This is a genomic window from Protofrankia sp. Cj3 (assembly GCF_917627355.1).
In the GTDB taxonomy this organism is placed as follows: Bacteria; Actinomycetota; Actinomycetes; order Frankiales; family Frankiaceae; genus Protofrankia.
Genome location: NZ_CAKJTR010000051.1, coordinates 6,933 through 27,502, shown reverse-complemented (window position 1 = coordinate 27,502; position 20,570 = coordinate 6,933). Strand labels below are relative to the sequence as shown.

Sequence of the window (20,570 nt, the reverse complement as noted above, 5' to 3'; positions counted from 1 at the left end):
GCCGGGGCCTTCGCTCGGCACACCGGGAATTGCGTGCGCGGGATTCCGCCGCGACCACGCGCATGATATTCGCGCCACCGCTACGCGGACGCCGCTTGCGCGAAGATCCTGCGCGAAGCTGAGCAGCCGGATTTTCCCAGCCCTTGAAAACCATTCCAGATCACCAGCCGTGCCCAGCCTTCGGGACCGTCCCGAATGATCGGGCCAAAATGATCGGGCCAAACAGCCGGCCGGGACGGATTCCCAGCGTGCCGGAGCAGCCCGTGAACGCGACCAGCACCTCGGCCACCAGCCCGGCCAGCAGCCCGGCCACCGCCTGAACGGACGTTGCGGCAACGAGGTTGAACAACCACAACCATCGACCTGTTGAACCTCAACAGCCGGTCGACCGTTGGGTTTCTTGCACACTTCGGGATATAACAACACCGCGGACGCAATCTTGCACTACTTGTTCCGCCCCCGAGCCTGACGTACGCTGCACCAGCGGCAGTCGTCGGCCTGGTTTTGCTGTTTATCTTGGAATGTCCCGGGTACCAACCTGTGATCACGATGAAGCCTACGACTACGGCTGCAAGGCCAACGACTATTTCCTGACTGGCCATTTTGAGGAGGCCGGGCGTGAGAGAACCCAGCAGTCTGCTCGGGCGGTCACGGGCTTCTCGGGAACTTGGAGCCCGCCGTTCTCGCCGTGGCACGGCGGCCACCGCCGCCAGCGCCGGTTTTGTTCACAACGGAATCACACTGACCGCTGACGCCCCACCATGGACGCTCCAGCACCTGTGGGCGTCCGATGGGCTTGACGCCGCGCTGGAAGAGGTGACCAGCCGCGTCCAACGGCCCGCCGTCCTCACCTTCACCAGCGCGACGCTCGGCGCGGTCGTCCACTCCTGGCTCGTCGCGCCTCCCGTCCGATCCGTGGCGGTACTCAACGGCAGGCACATCAACGAGGCGCTCGTCGCCGGCTTCACCGAGCGCGTCGACGCGTTGCGGCGGATGGACGACGTCCTCGGCGGGGAAGACGTACACGGGCTTGCGGTATCCGAGCTACGGGTGATCGTCCGGCTGCTGCGCACCGGCGCGTACAGCCAGGACCAACGCGCGCGGCTGTATGCCGTCGCGGCGGAACTCGCCCGGCTGGCGGGCTGGGCCGCGTTCGACAGCGGCCGCCACCAGATCGCCCAGCAGTTCTGGCTGGTAGCGCTGCGTACTGCCCACGAGGCCGGTGATCGGGCCATCGGCGCCAACATCCTGCGCTGCATGGCCGAGCAGGCGGTGCGCTACGGCGAACCCGCCGACGCGGTCATCCTGCTGCGCGCGGCCCGCGCGGGTGCCGCGAACGTCCTCACAGCGACTGAGAAGGCGGTACTCGCCGGCTCCCTGGCCATCGCGCACGCTCAGGCCGGCGACATCCAGGCTGTGCGGACCGAGATCGCCGAGGCGTTCACCCAGATCGAGCGGGCCGACCCCACCCAGGACCCGGACTATGTGTACTGGTGCTCCCGGTCGACCATCGAGTACTACGCCGGCAAGGCTCTGTTGTGCCTCGGTGATGCCGCCAGCGCCATCGGGCATCTGAGCCGGTCCGTCGACGAGCTCAACGCCTGTGAATACCCGCGAGAGCTGGTTCACCACCGGGTCTGGCTAGGCGTGGCCCAGGTCGACGCGGGCGAGGTCGAGCAGGCTGTCGACCTCGGCTACCAGGCGATCGACCTGGCCGGTTGCGTCGCGTCGGAGAACGCGAGGGTTGATGTGCTGACCCTGTGCAGCGCGATCGAGATCGCCGGGCATCCTCGGGCCGCCGCCCTTGCCGAGCACGCCCGCAGCGCCCTGCGGTGCGCCGACCGGGCACCAGTCCGGGCCTGACCGGTGCCCGGCCACCCATCGGACCACGGACCGTCTCCGTCCCCGCGGGTTCGTCCTGGCATCGATGGCACGGCTGCCTGACACTGGTCTGACCCGTTTCGGACACTGCTCGTCAGCGCTGGTCAAGTCGTGTCGGTCCCTTGTGTCGATGTCGCGACACATCCATCGGCTGATCTGCCTTGATGCCATTGAGTGGGTACGGGGGACGCCAGCGCGGACGTCCGCTAGCGTGATCGGAATACCCGCACGTGGGGGACGGAGGCCATGGACAGTTCGGTGGTACCCATCACATTGATCGTGGTGCTGCTGATCGGCGCGATTCTCTTCGTCGTCGTCTCCAGCCGCGCCTCAGGATTCGGCCCAGGGCCGGCGCATCCGCCACGCTCGGCGGCGCCCACCGGGAGCCCACGGCCCAGACAACGCCGACGTCGGCGGCAGGGGGTCCTCGCGACATTGCGGGGCTCCCTGAGAAACCCGGCCGCTGCCACCCGCGCCGCTGGAGCGGGCGTACCGGGTAGACCGGCCAGCGCGGGTCCGGCCAGCGCGGGTGGACCGGCTGGACCGGGTGGACCGGCGGCTTCCGCCGGCCCCGGCAGCCTGGGCCAGCCGGCCTTTTCAGGGACCGCAGGGGCCCCCACCACGCCAATACCACCGCCATCCGGTGAACCACCGACGACCGCCTACGTCACGCTGTCCGACCTGTCCGACGACAGGCAGCCGGACGTCTGGTCGACCCAGCCGGCCCACGACTCCGCGCATCGGGATTTCGAAGCCACGGCGACCGCGGTCACCACAGCCGCACCGGTCAACGCGGCGGCATCCGCCGCCGGACAGCCCCGTCAACAGGACACGACCGGGTGGACACCGCCACCCGTCGACCCGCCCCCGGCCGCGACAACAGGCATTGACGTGCCTCACGCCGCCGGCCACCGTGCTGACGGGCCGTACCCTGGCAACGTGGAACGAGGCATGCCCGGCGGCCAGGATGGCTTTGGTACCGACGAAACGGCGATCACTCGAATGAGCGCCGACTATTCGGACCACGGCAATGCCGGCGCCGGTGCGGTTGGCGGCCCGCGGGAGGACCCCGCCGCGACGCTGCCACCGGAGCAGACGATTCCCCCGGTATCCCCGCTGGTCGCGAACGAGCCCGATGTCTCCACCTCGCCAGCGCTGCGGCTGGCCGCCGCTGGGCGGACCCGACGAGGCAAGCGCGGCGGTCCCAACGAGGATGCCTTCGTCGTCCTCGACGGCCTGCTGGCGGTCGCCGACGGGGTCGGTGGCGAAGCGGCCGGCCAGATCGCCTCCACCCTTGCGGTGACCACCGTGGCGAGCTTCCGCCCGCAGTACGCGGCCGACCCCCGCGACGGCCTGCGGGGAGCGCTCGACCGGGCCAACCGGACGGTCCGGGAGAAGCCGCTGCAGGAGCCGTCCTGGCACGGCATGGCCTGCACCCTCGACGTCGTCGTTCTCGGCCGGCAGCATGACACGGGTGAGACCCTGTTCGTCGCGCATGTCGGGGACAGCACCGTGTGGCTGCAGCCCGGGCGTGGCCGGCCTCGCCGGCTCACCACCCCGCACGCCATCAAGAACGGGCCGCTGCTGAACGCGATCGGCCTCAACGAACAGGTGGAACTGGACCTGCTGGAGGAGCCGGTCCAGGCCGGCGACCGGGTCGTCCTCGCCAGCGACGGCATCACCAAGGTCATGACACCCGAACAGCTGGACGGTCTGCTGATGGAACTCGGCACCATGAGCCCCGAACAGGCCGCCGACGCGCTTGTGGACGCCGCTATGATCGCTGGAGCCCGCGACGACACCACTATCGTCGTCGGTGACCTGGTCACCGACGACGCAGCCGCCCGGTAGCCAGCGGGCTGCCGTCGCGCGAGCCGCGCCCTCCGGCGAAGATCACTGGACCTCCCGGAGAACCGCGACCGCGGTATCCCTTGCGGCCAGCCGTACCGATTGCGGGTCCGTGGTGGCAGCGCTCACACACACCGCGATAGCAACTGTTGGATTATTGGCCGGGGCGAAACCGACCGCCCAGCCGGCTTTGTCGCCATCGACAAAGCCGGCGCTGGTCGAGCTCGTCATCAGCGCAAAGCCCGGGTTTCCCTCCGCCGTTGCTTTGCGTATTTCCTGCGCTGCCTCAACAGCCAGCCTCACGTCACCGATCCCGATCGCGCACCTGTTCGCTGGAGCTTCGACGAGAAGATGCGGACAGGGCGGAGGATTACCGTTGCTCCCGGCCGCCAATGCGGACGCCACCACCGCCAGCTGAAAGGGCGTGACCCGGATCGGGGCATCAGCAGCCACCGCTGACGTGGCCCCGCAGCTCTTCCCCAGCAGTATCGACGACGCCGCGACCTGGACGCCGTTCACCGAATGAGGCATACCGTCGAATCCCAGACCGCACGCGATCTTCTGCACCCTGTCGAGCGAGCTGCCCTGGATCAGCTGCTGTTGGAGGAACGCCGCGGTTCCCGGGCAGAGGTACCGAATCATATCCGGAAACTTCCCGCACTTTTCTTCCCCGGAGCTGGGGTTGACAAGCCGGGAGAGTGCGTCCTTGTCCATCGCGACCGCGCTGAGCACCGCGGTGAGCTCACCGGGATCAACAGCCAGGCCCACGGCGAGATTGTTGTTGCCAGCCGCCTGGCCATGGGTGGCGACCGCCCGTACCCCGCCGTCCTTGGGATCGATTATAACAATCGCCCCGGCGGGCTTGCTACTGACACCCCCGATGCCCTCGACGCTGGCGCCGTCCAAAGCGCTGACAGCCCTGTCCTGCCACTTCCTGGAAACCGTCAGCATAATCTTATCCGGCGCTGGCCGTGCGCTCGCCGCATGCAGCGCGGCCTCGGCGAAGACCGCGGGGACGTCAGGCGCCTGCCACACTCCGCCGCTGTTGACAACATTCTTGAAATCGCCGTCCGCCCCAACGACAGAAATACCAACGGGACTTTTTTCTTGGCCAGCTATCACAATCATGAGAACAACGAGAATGAGGAAAATGAGAAAAATAATAGGAACGAAGACACGTGGGTCCCCGAGATTTATCCTCCCAGGTCGGCCGCTTTGCTCCACGCCGCTGGCGGGGGAAGTGCCAGTCCCGGCAGCCGGAGTCCATTCGGGACGGTGGGACTGCTGCCCTGGGGGAAGTGCCTGCGGAACGTAGGTTGAGGGCGACGACGACCAGGTTGGCTGCCGGTTGTTCTGGGACCGCCGGTAATCGGCATCGGCCTGCGGTGCTGGTCCGAGAGGAGTCAGATCAGCACCTGTGGGCCGGGAAATGGTCGGCTGAGTGGCGATCGGGCTTTCATCAGGATCCCGAGGACGATATGAGCCCACCGTCGGCGGAGGCTCCGTTGGGGGGACTGTAGCCGTGGCACGATCGCGCTCGAATGCCCGGTGTGCCTGTCCGCGTAGCTTCTCAAGCTCTCGTCGGATCTCCGGACCGATCGGCTCACCGGCCAGCGAGTAAATCCCCGCGACCAGGCGGTCGATCAATTCCTGGTCGTGCAGATCCACGACCGTGACATCAGAAATTACCTTTTGAACAATTTCCCGGCCGTATTGGACCCGCGCGGCGCATTCAGTTCGAAGCGCCTCCTCAAACGCACGGTTCTCGACCGTACGCTTCCATCTCCGGACCTCGGTACGGAGGTCCTCGAGCGCCTGGGTGTCATTCGCGACAACGGAGGGTATCGGGAACGGACTATCACGGAAGCGGCGAAGACATATCCAATGCAAGGTGGCGACGTGCGGGCCGGTCAGCCCACCGCCGAGCCGGAACAGATCGACGAGCAGGTCAATGATTTCGAAAGTGGATGGCGGATTCTGTGCTGTGATGCGGGACGATTCGTCCCGCATGCCCGCCAGGAGCCGGCCCTCGCACAGAGCGCCCACCGCGTCGCGTGCTTCCCTGGCCGCGGCCTCTTTCGACTCCTGCCGTTTCCGTGCCAAACGAGACCGAAGCTCTTGGACCGTCCTGCTCAGCTCGGCCGCCTCCGCGGGCGGCCGCACGTAGCTTGAATCAGCGGCGACCGCAGCGGCATTGACGCCTCCGAGCAGCTCGCCGATTACATCACTTCTTCTATTTAAGATCGCGAAAACCGTTTCGTCAACCACCCGCAGAATATAATTGGGCAGTTTTGTATCAACACTGCCGGTACGGCGAGGAAGATCAAATTGCGAAGGAACGAAATCACTCCCCGGAGCGAATACGAGCTGGCTGACCGCCCGCAGTCCGAGGACGTCCCCGTTCGTCAGCCAGGCCATATCGCGAATCATGTCGACAAGAATGTTGACGACCGCGATCTCAGTATCCGTCTCTTCCGCTACCCGTTGGATCCCCGTTCCATATACGGCGCTCACATGCTCCCTGAGAGGCAGGGGGTGCAGAGGCTTCCCCGGGCTTATGGGTATGCTGGCCGGGGACGGGACCGAAGATGGGGTTGCCGGCATTTCGGCCGCGGGCGAGACAGGGGCAGGACGCGGGATGGAAGGCCCCTCCGGCGAGCTCAGCCATCCCCGTAGGCCGGAATTCTCCGTCAGCCGCTCGCACCACCCGCGGGGATCATCCTGGTTGAACGGTTCCGACACAACCTCGTCGAAAATATGGCGATCAGTTCGACGGGAAACCCGCACAAGAATATTGGCAGCCGTTAGGAAAATCTGGTCCGGCAGGCTTTCCCGGCCGTCGAGGATGGTCACATCACGACCCTGCCAGGTGAATTTCTGGGTCGCGAAAACCACCCGCGGCGCCGTAGCGGCCGGTATGTTGTCTTTCTGTGAAGTCGAGAATGAAAAACGCCTGGCGAGAGCTTGACAGCAATCGTTGTCCAGTGCGCCAAGCGCATTCTCCAACAACCGGGCCGCATCGTTCGGCTCGACCCCCGGTACGAGCAGGTGATGGGAATAATTCTCATTGGATTTTTCCAGGAGATCAACAATTATCCGCATCAGGATGTTTTCGTACCTGCCGTCACCGGCCGCCGGAACAACATAGGGGGTGGTTTTGGACGGCACCCGCGCCCGCTGTCGGGCAACGGATTCCATGTACCAATGGAGATTGGGCTTGATCGCCGGATCGAAAAACGTACCCGCGGCCCAGCTCCAGTCAGCCAGTGCCAAGGCAACACCGGCCGTGAGCTCAGCCGGCGATGCGATCAACAGGAAGCTGACGGTATCTCTTCGCGCTACGCTGGTACCAGCTTTACGGTAACAGAGTATAGCCCGGTTCCTGCCGGCCAGGTCCCGAGCGATCAGATAGCAGACGCTCGGCCCCCACCTGATGTCGGTACCTCTCGGTTCCCACCAGTGGCGATACGATTCGTGCCACCACTCGCGTTCGGCTGGTTGCAGGTTGGATTCCGCTGGCGCAAAGCCGGAACGGCCGCCACCACGCCGCGGCGGGTCGTACCGGTAGACCAGATAGTCGACGGCAATCGAGCTGGGCATCTCCTGGTCGGGTGTATGCGGTCGGGACATCAGCGATCTCCACCCTCTTCCGGCCTCCCGGAATCACCGCCGACGGTACGGGCCTCGTCACCCAACATGCCGCTCATGGCCAGGATCGCCGCCAGCGGATCAAGCACTCTCTTGGGCCGGACTCCCCGAGCGAATTTCCTGACGCCCACAGCGGGTGCGTTCGGGTCGCCCTTCCGGGGCGAGATCAGCTCGACAGCCTCCGAACCGGTCGCTGAGACGAAGTGCAACGTCGCCTTGGAGAACAACGAATAAGGTCGCAGCCACGCCTGCGCATGGTTCTGGTGAAGGAAGGCGAAGGCGTCGGCGCTCTCGGCCCAGATCGCGGCCAGATCGGGCTGCCGGGCCAACCGGTACGGGCTCAGGCCATCCCTGCGCAGCCAGGACGAGACCGGCTGTTCGAAACGCCATCGATCACATTTGGTGATTGCGATGGCGACCGGCTTCTCCCGCGCAGCCTCCTGATCACGGAAACGGTGCAGAACAGTGGCGAACGCGTTGTCCCGTCGAAGTGGCCGGTTCCATCCGCTGGAGCCACCGGCCTGGTCCCTGATCGCGACATCCGGGTCAACCACAAAAATCAGCGCATCCATCGCCAGGATGAACTGGGTGTAGGGGCTTCGCTCCGCGAGAATCTCGCCCGAGATGTCGAAGAACGTCACCGCCCGGGTCACACCCAGGTCGGGATTGGAGAGCAGGAACGCGTCCTTGAACTCGGCGCCGCTCTCTGACGTGCCGATCCCGTCGCTCTGGATCGCCTCCCCGTCGTTGAACAACGGGTCGACGAACTCGCTGAGATAGTTCTGGTGGACGCCCGCGTCCACCGGGTCCGCATCCAGGCCCAGTGTCTCCAGCCGGCCGTACTCGATCTCACCGACCATCGAGGCGAGCAGGTGGGATTTACCGCTCTCGGCGAAACCGACAAAGCCGATGACCAGTGGGCGGCCGTACTTCGCGTATGCCTCCGGCAGGTAATGGTCGATCCTGGAACCGTCAGGGGCCGTCAGCTCGCCATCGCTGTCCGGACAGCGTTTCCACGCGTCGAGCTCGCGGTCCCGGCGCTTGATGGCGGAGGTGGTCGCTGGGATCTCCAGCAGGCGGTACCGTTCGGCGGCCACTGGGGTGTCGATCCGCTCATACAGCTGGCGCTCGTCCTCCCAGACGAACTCGTCCAGGCAGATCGGGCAGCGGACGGTGTGTCTGGACGAGCGGAAGCCGCCGCTATCAGTGGTCACGAGCGGTCACCAGAATAAGTGTCGAAGGTCGGGATGGTCCGGCTCTTACTCCTGGACAACTCAGCGAACCGCCGGCGCCCCTCCAGAAAACGTGGATCCATCGTGACCGGTCCCGGGTAGGCCCCGACGGGGACGAAATCCCGCAAAGCACCCAGGTCCCGCATGAACAGCTCGATCAACGGCCGGCCTGCGGGAGTTGGTGCGAAGATACCCTCCAGCGTCCGGTCCAGTCCGCCACCGACGGCGTGCAGATCGGGCGGCCCCGTCATACCGGGCGGAAGCGGTCCCCCCACCACCTGGACGATTACCAGGCCGGCACTCCAGAGGTCCGCGGCGGGATCCGCGGGGAGGCCACCATGGCGCGCCTCGGGCGCGGCCCAGCGAGGCGACGGAGCCGGGCCGGCCGGCTCGCCGCTCAGCCGGGCGTGCTGGAAGTCGGTGATCTGCACCCGCGGGTCGTTCCAGCGGACCGTCCCCGGGGTGATGTTGCGGTGCACGACCTTGGCCGCCTCCAGAATGCTCAACGCCCGGAACAGGCTGACCTGGAACTGTTCGTACTTCGTCGCCGATATCTTCCTGCTGAACAGGCCGGCAGGCTCGCCTCGCTCGGCGAGCAGGATGAACGGCTCCTCGGCATCCGCGTCATAGCCGACCAGCCTGGACAGCTCCACCGGGTATCGAGTCTCGCCGATCGTCCGCAGTAGATGCAGCCCGATCTGGATCTCGTTGTCGATGAGGTCGCAGCTGTCCGCGGTCACCTGATCTCTTGGCAGCATCTTCTGGACGAACTCCTGATTGGAGTCCGGGTTGGACACCCGGCGCCGACGGTAGGGGACGGATCGTGACGGCGGGCGCTGGCCAGGCTCCTCCCAGTCACCGGCCCGGATCCGAAGCTGCTCCCGTTCGCCGTAGGTCGTGACGTAGCTGAGTTCGGTCAGGCTGTCGGCCCGTCCGGTGGCCGGCTCCCTGCGTGGATCACCGCCGGCAGGGAAGGCGCCCGGTGACGAACCGTTCGTACCGCGGCGGCCGGCGCCGGCCGGCTCGTCCCGGCCGGGCCGGCGTCCGCCGCGGGCAGCGGACCCGGCGTCCTCGCGTCTGGTCTGTCCGCCCTCCGGCGGCTCCGATGTCGAACCGGGACGTGTCACAGCCGGCCCTCCGCGGGCGTCTCGACCACGCCGGAACGCAGCCGGACCAGGCGCAGCACACCGGCGACCTGCCCGCCGGTCGTCCAGACCAGGTCGCTTCCGGGAAATGGGATATCAGAACCGCCGGCATGGCGGGCCGCGCGGGCGGCACCGCGGCCGAGCACGGCCCTGACCACGCGCGGCGCGAAACGGATCAGGTCCGCGCGGTCCGGCGCGACATCGAGGTAGCTCAGTTCCTCCGGCCCGCACAGTTGCTGGATGCCGACGTCGAGCCTGGTGGCCCGCAGCACGCCAGCGACCCGGCGCGACTCCGTCCAGACGGCGTCGACGAGCACCGCCCGCCGTTCCCCCGGCCGGCCGAACGGCGGGGCCTCGTGGACGCCCCGCCGGGCAAGATGTTCGGCGTAGACGTCAAGGAGGTGCTCGGCTTCCGCGGACACGTAGTTCGGCAGCGCGTCCGGCGCACCCCGTTCAAGATCTTTCCAGCAGCGCTGGAGCGCGGTCTGGATCAGATCGACCAGATCCTCCTGGACGACTCTGGCGATCTCCCCCCGCTGGTCACGCAGCAATGCCGCAACCTCGACGTCGATCCCGGGCACCGCGTCCGGCTGCTCCCCGATGGGATGCCCGCGCAGGAGCATTGCATGATCGGTCAGCTTTGTCTGCATGTCCAGCAACGCGCCGGTCAGCGCGTTCGTGGCGTCGTGCGCGTCCCGCCGGCTGTCGGCAAGCACCCATTCGTACAACGCGACCCGACAGACCAAAGCGCGGAGGTCGTCAACCACCGGAACAGCACCACCGGACCACGGCTGCCAACGCCGTACCGCGGACACCCACACCCGCAGCGGCCACAGCAGCAGCCCGGCCAGCCCGACAGCCGCGAGTGCCGGCCGGATCGAGGCGGGGATGATCCCCAGCCGGCCGGACCACTGCAGATACCAACCGCCGCCCGCCGCGACCAGAGCGACAGCCAGCAGCGCGAGGAAGTCCAGCGCGCCCGCTTCGTCCGGGCTGACCTGGCGTGCGTTCAGCAGCAGCCAACCACCCAGCACAACAATCATGACGATCGCCAGAGCCGGCACGAGGCTGACAACGGCACCGACGACACCGACGAGCGGCGACCACAGCGCGGCCAGGAAGCAGAACAGAGCTACCGGGCCGAGCACCCACGGCGCGGCGAGACTCAACCGCAGCCTGTCCGGATTATCGAGATTGTCGAGAATATCGTCCGGGCAGATGCGGTCCAGGTCGTCGACGTACTCACGGCTCCCCCGCGGGTACAGCCGCCGGGCGATCTCGGAGAGCCACTGGGAGACCTCGACGACGGAGTGGCCCGCGTCCAGTGCGTTGTCGGTAAGGAGGCGCAGGCTGTTGACTACCGACCGGGCAGTGGTGCCGGCGGGTTCGCTGGTCACCACGCCCAGCTCAGCCAGGTGGTTACGCCGGGCCTGGTCGAGCCCGCGGCTGCCGTCGATCTCGATGAACTCGGCCCGCAGGTTCTCCCGCAGTTCGGCGAGCTGGGCCGCGGCCTGTCGCATGGCTGACCGGACGGCCATCCCCGGCTGACGGCCGGTGAACAGCACCCGCCAGCCACGCATGCCCGCTACCGCGGCAGCGGCGTCGGCGATCCGGCTCCCGCAGGCCTGCAACGACGAGCTGATCAAGCCGTCGGGCCGCAGCACGGTGTCCGCGCGGCGGTCGTTCATCCCAAGGAACAGGGGCAGCGGGCCGGTGACGAGATCCGATGGTGGCTCGCTCGCCCCATCGGCGTCCAGATGCGGGGCGAGCAACCGATCGAGCGCCCGTAACTGGGCGTCGGCGAGCACTCCGTCATCCACCCTGCCGACCACCGCGCGCAGACCGGGCGCGGCCGTCGCATCCGCCATGGAGCCGACCTTCTCGGCGACGGCGTCGAAGACCTCGTGCTGGCACAGGGCGTCCCGTAACGCCGACAGCACCGGACCGTCGTCGGCGTCGTCCAGGAACGACGGCAGAGACTGCGGCTGGGTCTGGCCCATGCCCCAGCCGACTCCGCGGGCATCACTCACCCATAGCGTGGCCACCGGCGCCCGGAGGACGAACGGTTTCACCAGCCCGATTCGTGCCGGGTCGAGACGGGTTCCACCGCGTGGACCGGAACCGTCCGCGGGGAAGGCACCCACGGATGATCCACCGGTGGAGCTGGCCGCGCCCGCGCCGCCACCCCCGCGGCCGGGCCGGCTACCGTAGCGCCCGCGGTCACCGCCGGAACGGTTGGCCGCGGCCCGCACCGACTCGCTCGAGCGGTCCGAACGCGGCGGTCCGCCGCCCGCCTCGCCCCTGCCCGGACGCTCTCCATAGCCGCCGCCCACCCAGGAACGATCATCCATATCGGGATGGCCGACAGTGACGTCGTCGTAGCCGGGCTCTCCTGTGTCACATTCGCCGTAGCCGGACTCGCCGTAGCCGGACTGGCCATGGTCAGCCACGTACCGGCGGTCGTGGTCGTAGGTATCGGCGGCATACGGATCGGGATCTCCGCCGCGGTCAGCGCCACCGCGGTCAGTCGGGTAACCATGGCCATCAACGTGCGCCGGCTGCGCATACTCGGCGTTGGGCGGGCCGACAACCAGGCAGACGACCTGGTTCACCGATCGAGCTGTGATGATCCGCTCAAGCCCCGGAGCATGCTCGACGAGCGATCGGGAGTCGTCGATCAGGAGCACCCGGCCGGGGTCGCTCTCCGCCACCCCCAGATCCCGGATGAAGACCCGTTGGATGTCGGAGAAGCGCTCGACATCCATGACTTCGGCGTACCGGGTACGGAGATCGATTTCGACGACCGTCGGCGTGGCTCGGGCCAGGGTCGAGTCAGTCACGACCAGCCCTCATCGTCGGCCTGGTAGCCATCCGCCCCATAATCATCTATCTGATAACCATCGGCCTGGTAGTCAACGCTCCGGTGGCCGTCCCCGGGATTTCCGGCTCCGCTGCCCGGGAACCCTCCGCCATCGAGATCCTTACGCAGCTCGGCCGGCCGCCGGCCGTCGTGGTTGTCGTCGCTGTGCTGCCGGCCGGCCCGCTGATAGCCGTCCCGGCCGCGGCGTTCCCCCGCCTCCCAGCTCGCCTCAGCGGGTCCGGAGCCGCCCGGCCCCCGCTGGCTGGCGTCCTCGGCCGGCCCGGACCGTGCGCCACCGGCCAGCGGGCCAACGCCGCGGGGCCGGCGTACCACCAGTTCGTACAGTTCGGCGAGGTTGGTGCGGGCGCGCAGCGAGACATTCTCGAACGGCATCTCCATGGCCGCGCTGAACGTCTTCGTCCAGAACCCGTGCAGCTGACCCGCCCAGCCCCGGCTGCCAGCGGGAAGCCCGCGGCGCATGTCGTCAAGCAGCACCGCCTGTTCCCTGGCGAGGCTGAGCATCCGCAGGAAAAGCTCGCTCGGCTGCTTCGCCCGGCCGGACACGCCTTCGGGAAGGGTGCGCATGAGCTGCTCGCAGAAGTCACGCCTGATCTGCTCGTCGTCGGCGAGGGTCCAGTCCTCGTAGGCCCGCAGCAGGCTGCCCCACGACGACGCCGGCTCGAACGGCGCCAGCGACAGGGTCATCGACACCTGGTGCTCGTCGTCGTCGGCGAGCTGCACACGCACCTGTGCCGGTGAGTCGCGCTCACCGCCCCGGGTGCGGATGTTGCCGTTCCACATCGCGCACAACAGGTGGTGCAGGATGCGGACCCGGTGCTCCTCGGTGGTCGCCAGCCAGCCGTAGTCGTACCCGACCCGCTGGCGCCATTTCAGGAAGTCGTGCGGCTGTTCGTTGCCGAGGGCGTCGGACCAGTGGTGCAGGATCTCCCGCAGTTCGGGCACCTCGGTGATGCTCATGGAGGTCCGGAACAGCACCACCGCGATCGACTCGGCGTTGATCGGCCGGAACTCGACCACCATGCTCGGCTCCCGGGGGAGCCGGATCTGCTCCCGTAGGAAGCGTTCGATCGTCGGGTCAGCGCCGCCCGCCGGGTAGGAGATGAGTACCTTGAGCGCCCCGGAGCCCTGCGGGGTGAAGTTGGCCGGGACCAAACCGTGGATCTTCGCCTGGAACTGGCGGACCTCGTCGGTGACGGACGTCATGGCCTCACGCCGCGCGGCACCGGCGAGCAGCTTCGCCATCGTCGGCAGGAGCGCGTCCGCGCTGGCATCGCTTTCCTGCGTGAACAGCCTCTTGACCTCCTGCTTGAGACGCTCACGGACGACCGCGACAGCCGCGGTCGGGCCGCGGTCGATCGCCGCGGCCCAGGCCGGGCGCCAGCCGTCGGCGCCGAGCAGGGACCTGACCACATCCGCCTCGGTCGCGGTGTTACGGCTGTGGTCGCGCCGGACGAACCGCTCAAGCACCCCCCGGTAGAAGGCCTCCATGTCCACCGGGGGCAGCAGATAGGTGACGCCGACCCGGTTGCGGTACAGCTCGGCGCTTCGCTTGGCGAACGTCCCCGGCTCGTTCTGCGCGTGATCGTCGAATGCGGCCGTGACCGCCCCGAGCTGTTGGCGTGCCCGTTCGAAGATCCGCCCCCACCGGGCCGCCTGACCCATCCAGGCAGCGCTCCACACCGACTGTGCCCGCCACCTGAACCAGTCGTCCTGGGTTGCCAGGGTCTGCTGCACATACGGGTCGCCCCAGCGCAGTTTGCTCAGGCCCAGCCGGCGGTCGCGGACGTCAGCGGGCTGCGGCGGGCTGAAGGCGACCCCGGGTGGCGCGAACGGTTCCCGCCGGTAGTCGTCCAGCCGCCTGGCCACGCCGCCGCGCTGTTCGTCGTAGTCCAGGCGGCTGTCACCGAGCACGACCCGGCGAACCCGGAACAGGTCGAGCCGGCCGAGGAGCGCGTCCATCGCCCTGGTCGGGTCGAAGGTGGCAACCATGTCGGGGACGTCGGCCCGCAGCCGGTCCTCGAGCGCGAGGACGCTGTCCTCCATCGCGCGAGCCCGGGTTCGCAGCGCCCCGATGATCTCCTGGGCACCACGCACGGCCGTGACCTCGGTAAACGGCAGCGGCCTGCTGGCGAGCAGCGGTTCGAGATTCGCCGCGGCCATGAACTCCTCGATCGCCGGCTCGTTGTCCTCCCCGCTTCCGGGCGCGATGCCGGCAAGCACGTCGACCGCGCGCGCCAGCAGCCGGGACGCGACGATGTCGGCAAGATCGTCCACCGGCACGTCCATCGACGCGACCAGGCTGGTCGACACACCCCGCAGCCCGATCCCGGACGGCGCGGGGACCTCCCGCTCCACGCCCCGGTTGATGAAGTCGTCAGCGAACGACTGGTAGAGCCGGTCACCGACCGTCGCGCCGTCGGTATCGCTCTTGCCCGTCCCGACCAGGGAGAGCATCAGCGACACGATCGAACGGTGCAGGTCATCACGGCGGACCCCGTAGCTCCCGCTGAACAGGAAAGCCGTCTGGATCGTCGCGGGCAGCAGCGCGGTCGCCTTCTCCTGGCCCGGGTAGAACACCCCAAGGGTCCCGCTGGTTCCGGTGGCGGTCAGTTCGGTGCCAGCGGTCGATCCGTTCTGGTCATCCACGAGCCGGAACAGGTCGAGCAGGGCCCGGCCCGCGTTGAGGCGGGCCCGCCGCCCGCCGCCCATCCCCTCTTCGAAGGCGGACGGCATCAGTACCAGCGGATAGATCTGCGCCCGGTAGTCGGTGCGCTGGAACGCCTCGCCGATCAGATACAGGTAGTCGTAGAAGATGCCCGCGCCGGTTCCGCCGGCAACAGAGAACGCGACGAAGACATCACAGGTCTGGCCGAACCGCCCACCAAGCCGGGAGAGCTCATCGCCGGAGTTGCCGATCATCCCGATCGCCCGCGCGACCGGCTGCTGGGCCGGCTCCAGCCCGTTGCGGAATGTTTCGAACAGCGCGGCCCGCCCGACCGTGGGCAGCTGCCCGGCACCGCGGACGAGCGGCGCGACCCGGGGCTCCCCGGCGGGCGGCGGCAGCCAGCCGCGGACGAACCGGGGTGCGTTGGTGCGCAGGCTCAGCGCGACCTGGGGGTAGGTGTCGAAACGGGGAACGAGTTCATGGGTGATGTGCTGGGTGTGCGCGACGGCGGCTTCGTGTTCCTCACCCGGCACCACCCGGCCGCGGAGCTTGGTGAGCTCGCTCTCGTTCAGGTCCGCGTACACGAACTGGACGCAGGCCGGCAGCTGGTAGGGCAGATAGCCCTGGCCGGGGACCCGGCCGATCAGATCACGGCCGTCCGGTCCGCACAGCTCGTTGCGAAGCCGGCGTTCCAGCTCCGCTCCGATGAGGCAACCGGTGCCCCCCAGCCCGACGAACATCATCGGCTGGTAAATGTTCATGCGGACTCGCTCGCTTCCTTGTCACATCGCCCACAGCTGTGGGGCCGGGAATCGGCCGCCACTGCCCTGGGCGGCTCGGCTCTCATGCCCGCTCGGGATCGCCGTCGAAGTGGTCGCGGTCTCGGGGCCTGCGCCCACCGTCGCGACCAGGCTGGGTTATTTCGTCATGTAGATCCAGCCCATCCGGGGAGCCCGGGTTGTACCCGCCGTGCCCGCCCTCGCCCGCGGCGTCGTACCCGCCGCGTTCCTCGGCCCGGGGCTGGCGGGAGGCAGCGTTGGGCTCCCCGCGGCCGGCCCGACGCCCGCTGTCCCAGAGGCCGGTGTCAGCGGTGCCACGGGAACGATCAACATCGGACCATGCCGAGCCTGGTCGGGACGAACCGGGCTGGGACGAACCGGGCTGGGGTCCGGTGACCGCGGTCTCATCCGATACCGCGCCGCGGCCAGGCCGGGCAGCGCTGTCCCACGACCGTGTCCCGTAGCCGCCCGAGGAAGTGTCATCGCTGCTCCCCGGGTCCCCACGACCGCCCCGGCGACCGGTCTCCCGCTGGGACGCGCCCGGTGTCCGACCGAAACCGGTATCCCCGCCGGATCTGTCCCGCCAACCGCCCGCCGCCGGCCCACCGGCACGGCCTGTCCGGTCCGATGCCGCGCCGGCGCCGCTGGGGACGCGGCCCCCAGCGTCCGTGCCGGGCCGGTAACGGTTGCGTTCCGCCCAACGGCCATGACCGGCGCCGCTCCCGCCACCCCCGCGAGCCCCCGGCTGCCCCCCGGCTGACGCGGTGCGTGCGTCGAGGAAGCCCAGCGCCAGCCCGTCACCGATCGGTGTGGGCCGGCCGCGCGTCAGCGTGATCGTCGTGCCGCCGGGCGTCCTGACGACAAGCTCGCCGCTGTCGCCGCGACGAGCCGCATAGGCGTCTTCCCGGCCGTCGGCCAGGTCGAGGCGCGCCAGCCTGCCCCGGGGGTCACGGACCGCGAAGGGAAACCGGGTGGACGGTGTTGCTGGCGCACGGAGTTTGTAGAGCTCCGTGTTGTTGCGGTACAGGACCATGGTGAGATCCCGGACGTCGCGACGGGCGCGACGGGCCCGTCGCCGGCCCCGCCACCAGACCAGCGCGGCCAGCGCCGCCACCGCCAGCAGGATCCACAGCCACAGCAGGCGCTGGAACAGCGATGGCGGATAACCGATGTTCGCGACGAAGAAACCAACCGCGACAACGGTGGCGGGGTCGGCCATATCGACAAGATCGATCTCACCGCCGGCCGGCCCGATCTTGGTGCCGGCCCGGAAGCTGACGGTCAGTTCCTGTTCGGACCGTCCCGAGCCACCGGTCGCGACCGTCGCCGGGCTGAGCTCGGCCAGGGTGCCCGGGTCCAGGTCGACCAGGCGCAGGCCAAGCGTGCGCGGCTGGCCGTCCGCCGTGTTGATGACGAGTTTCCCACGCAGATTGCCACCAGGGGCGACCCGGCCGCCGCCGACGCTGATGTCGCCGGTGACAGCGGCTGGCCCTTTGGCGGTCCGGGTGGTGAACGGTCGCTCGTCACCCACCACGCCGGTCGCGTCGATCCGGCCGACGAAGACCAGGTTGCCGGTGGCGGTACTGGGGATGGTGACCTGACCGGCGAACTCGCCGTCGTTCGCCTGCCGGTCGGGCCCCTTGCCGTCATCAGCGACCTGGACGCTCCGCAACGGCATGCCGTCACCGGACGCCTCGGCGCGGACCGTCAGCGTGCGCAGCTCAGCCGGGTCGGTGACCGCGTCGGCACGGGTCTGGAGGCGTACCCGGACGTCCACGGTCTGGCCGGCCTGGGGCGCGGGCGGTGTGACCGCGATCGAGGAACGCAGGCGGCCCTGCCAGATCGCCGAGGCCGCCACGGTGGATGTGGCGACCCCCGCGGGCGCGGCAAGGCGCACCTTCCAGCGGCCTGGACGCGGGTTACGGACATGGAGCGACTCGGCGGTCGCGTTCTCCGTCGTTGCCTGGAGTACCGAACCGTCGAAATCCGGGCTCTCGCGCGGGACCTGAACGCCGCGCGGGTCGAGGTAGGTGACCCTGACCTTGTCGCTGCCCTTCAGCACCACTATCGACCCGTCGGTGCTGATGACCGGGATGTCGACCGACAGCTCAACGGAGTCTCCACCGGCCAGGGTGTCCTGGGCGTAGCCAGAGAGCCCGGCACAGCGGGCCGACGCGAACGCCTGCAGCAACGCTTTGATCACATCGCTCGATGCCGTGTAGATGTTCGTCCGCGGCTTGGCATCGCTCGAGCGGTTACAGGTCCCCTGAAAACCGCCGGTGGCGTAGCCGTCGAGGGAGGCCATGTCGACGTTGCCGAAGCCGATCGGCCAGATCTGCACCTTGCCGTCACGAGCCTCATTGATCTTTTCGGTCAGCTGCCGCTGCGCTTCGGTGTTACGGGTAGCAGCGTCCGGGCTGCCGTACTGAGGGCTCCCAGAGACGTCAAGCCGCCCATCAGTCAACAAGAAAATCATCTTGGCGCGGTCGGCGTCATCAGGCGCGGCGAGGATCTGCAGAGCCTGGTCGAGCGCGGCGACGTGGTCGGTGTTGTTGCCTTCCTCGGCGGTCCGCCGGTGCAGCGTGTTGACGCACCGCAGCAGCTCCTGCTGGTTGCCTGGCTCGCTGACAGCAGTCAGCGGGCAGATCGGGCTGACGGCGCTCTGCCCGATCCGGCCGTCGGAGCTCCCGAAGCCCACAACCGCCACCTGCGACCGGGCGGAGATGTCAGCGACCGCGATCAGGGACGCGGCGTTACGTTCGTTGACGACGTCCTGGTCGGAAAGGCTGCCGGACTCGTCGACGAGGACCACGATCCGAACGGGCTGGGCAGGCAGATCATTACTGGCGACCCCCGGAGCGGACGCGCCGCCCGAGGCGGCGGCACTCGGCGTGACGCTCGGCTGCGGCTGGCCACGGGCGGGCAGGGCCACCCCCGCCACAAGCATGCCAACGATCAGTACGCCGGCCATGCCGCGCATGGCCGGGACATGCGGCGGCCATGCCCGCCGCCCCTTCAAGCCCGGCTGTTTCGCCGCCAATGGACGCTCCCCCCGCGTGGTGGCCCATAGTGAAGGATGATCCTACCGGTGCGCATCCCGTTTCCCGAATCAAGTGAATATTCCGCTGCCGATTGTCCGTGTGTTTACCCGAACAATACCCGCGATGCTTGCACTTTTTGCTACGCGAACCACCTGAACCGCATGAAAAGTACGAACCGTATGAACGGCATGAACCGTACGAACCGCACCGCCGGAGCGGACACCGAGCAGCCCGTCAACAACACCCGCCGATTACGGAGTACGTTCTCGTCGGGTATCCCTGGCTGGGCAGCGTCCGACGGTGTTCAGCCTCACCGGCAGCCTGACCCACCAGGGCCGTCTACTCGCGACAGGTACTCACATAAACACACACCGTTAATTCCGTCGATTGCCGGGATTGCAAGATGGCCATCGACGAAGGCTGTAGTCCGGTACGGTTTCCACCGCGGCAGGTTGTCGGTCTGGCGGAGTCCGCTACCGACGGGGGTTAGGGATGGCCAGCCAATTGTCCACGGCACACTTCGGGCGCGCGCTAGTTGGGGTCTGCGCCGTTTTCTCGATCGTCCTCTGGGCTATTCCTGGCAAAGCGCAAACAGGACCTCCAGGTACTGCCGCGTCCGTTGCTCCACCGTCGACGTCGACATCGACGCGCCCGGTCCGTGTCCAGATTCTGGTCGACGAATCCGTGAACGTCACCGACGCGCAGGTCCGCATGGAGGCTGCGGCCGCCGACGAGATTGCCAATGCCGCGCTGGCGGGCGAGCACGCGGCGCCCGGGGAGTACCAGGTCGCGGTGTCTGGCTTCGGCAGCGCGCCGGCAGAGGGAAGATCCGCCTTCGACCGGGTCTGTCCCTTCCGCGAAGCGGCCACCGCACCCCTGCGACCGGCCAGGCCACCGCGGCTTCGCCGATCGCGGACTGCGCCGCGAGCCTGCACAAACGGACCTCCAGCGAGGGGAACGACGCCGACATCGCCGGGGCGCTGCGCTTCTTCGGCAAGGACCTGGCGGACAACACTGCCGTCGGCACCCGGCGGGTCCTGGTGCTGCTCGCCGGCGGGCCGCAGGCTGTCCCCAACGTCGTCGCCTATGACGATCCCGGCCGCCCCGGCGACCGGGGCCGGCGGACTGTGACCGCCCGAGACCAGCTCATCAACGCCGTCCCGAGCGAGTTGAAGGACAAACAGATCGAGGTGTGGCCACTTGGGTTCGGCAGCGCGGACACCGCCAGCCTGAACAAGATAGCCCGCGACGGGTATCCGGGGGCCGGGCGGTGCGAGCTGCCCGCCACGCCCTCGGCGGACGCTCCGCGGACCGGGGAGGATCTCCTGGCTGCGACGGGACGAACCGTGGCCGCGCTCACACCACTCAATCAGTGCCGAGCAACGGCGACCGTACAGATCCCGCTGCCGGCAACCGACGCGACGATCTCCGTGTGGCACGGAGATCGACT

The 20,570-nt window shown here is 68.2% G+C and carries 9 protein-coding genes and 1 pseudogene; 3 read left to right on the top strand and 7 right to left on the bottom strand.

Features of this window, described 5'->3' with window-relative positions:
• Positions 1-160: 160 nt before the first annotated feature.
• Positions 161-349 carry a hypothetical protein gene (locus MJ783_RS09515; RefSeq protein WP_239310017.1) on the bottom strand — a complete coding sequence of 63 codons (189 nt, stop codon included), beginning with the start codon at positions 347-349 and terminating at the stop codon, positions 161-163.
• 269 nt (positions 350-618) lie between these two features.
• Here MJ783_RS09515 and MJ783_RS09510 point away from each other — a divergent pair, with 269 nt between their 5' ends.
• Positions 619-1,863 carry an XRE family transcriptional regulator gene (locus tag MJ783_RS09510; RefSeq protein ID WP_239310016.1) on the top strand — a complete coding sequence of 415 codons (1,245 nt, stop codon included), beginning with the start codon at positions 619-621 and terminating at the stop codon, positions 1,861-1,863.
• Positions 1,864-2,127: 264 nt separating this feature from the next.
• Positions 2,128-3,732 (top strand): PP2C family serine/threonine-protein phosphatase, encoded by a 1,605-nt coding sequence (locus MJ783_RS09505; RefSeq protein WP_239310015.1) that lies wholly within the window; start codon positions 2,128-2,130, stop codon positions 3,730-3,732.
• Between the two features lie 42 nt (positions 3,733-3,774).
• Here the strand turns inward: MJ783_RS09505 and MJ783_RS09500 are convergent, their stop codons facing one another.
• The 6 genes from MJ783_RS09500 to MJ783_RS09475 form a co-directional block, all read right to left on the bottom strand.
• On the bottom strand, positions 3,775-7,359 hold the full coding sequence (locus MJ783_RS09500; protein ID WP_239310014.1) for a hypothetical protein: 3,585 nt from the start codon (positions 7,357-7,359) through the stop codon (positions 3,775-3,777).
• Entirely contained in the window at positions 7,359-8,591 is a 1,233-nt protein-coding gene (locus MJ783_RS09495) for a hypothetical protein (protein WP_239310013.1), read from the bottom strand. Before MJ783_RS09495 ends, MJ783_RS09500 begins: the two co-directional genes overlap by 1 nt.
• Positions 8,588-9,736: a hypothetical protein gene (locus MJ783_RS09490; protein ID WP_239310012.1), complete on the bottom strand. Its 1,149-nt coding sequence runs from the start codon at positions 9,734-9,736 to the stop codon at positions 8,588-8,590. The genes MJ783_RS09495 and MJ783_RS09490 overlap by 4 nt, the downstream gene beginning before the upstream one ends.
• Complete coding sequence (locus MJ783_RS09485; RefSeq protein WP_239310011.1) at positions 9,733-12,594, bottom strand: hypothetical protein; 2,862 nt, start codon at positions 12,592-12,594, stop codon at positions 9,733-9,735. Before MJ783_RS09485 ends, MJ783_RS09490 begins: the two co-directional genes overlap by 4 nt.
• Positions 12,591-16,061 carry a tubulin-like doman-containing protein gene (locus tag MJ783_RS09480; RefSeq protein ID WP_239310010.1) on the bottom strand — a complete coding sequence of 1,157 codons (3,471 nt, stop codon included), beginning with the start codon at positions 16,059-16,061 and terminating at the stop codon, positions 12,591-12,593. Before MJ783_RS09480 ends, MJ783_RS09485 begins: the two co-directional genes overlap by 4 nt.
• An 82-nt stretch (positions 16,062-16,143) precedes the next feature.
• Complete coding sequence (locus MJ783_RS09475) at positions 16,144-19,119, bottom strand: VWA domain-containing protein (protein WP_239310009.1); 2,976 nt, start codon at positions 19,117-19,119, stop codon at positions 16,144-16,146.
• Between the two features lie 1,041 nt (positions 19,120-20,160).
• Here MJ783_RS09475 and MJ783_RS09470 point away from each other — a divergent pair.
• Positions 20,161-20,570 (top strand): annotated as a pseudogene (locus MJ783_RS09470) (hypothetical protein); the annotation flags it as partial.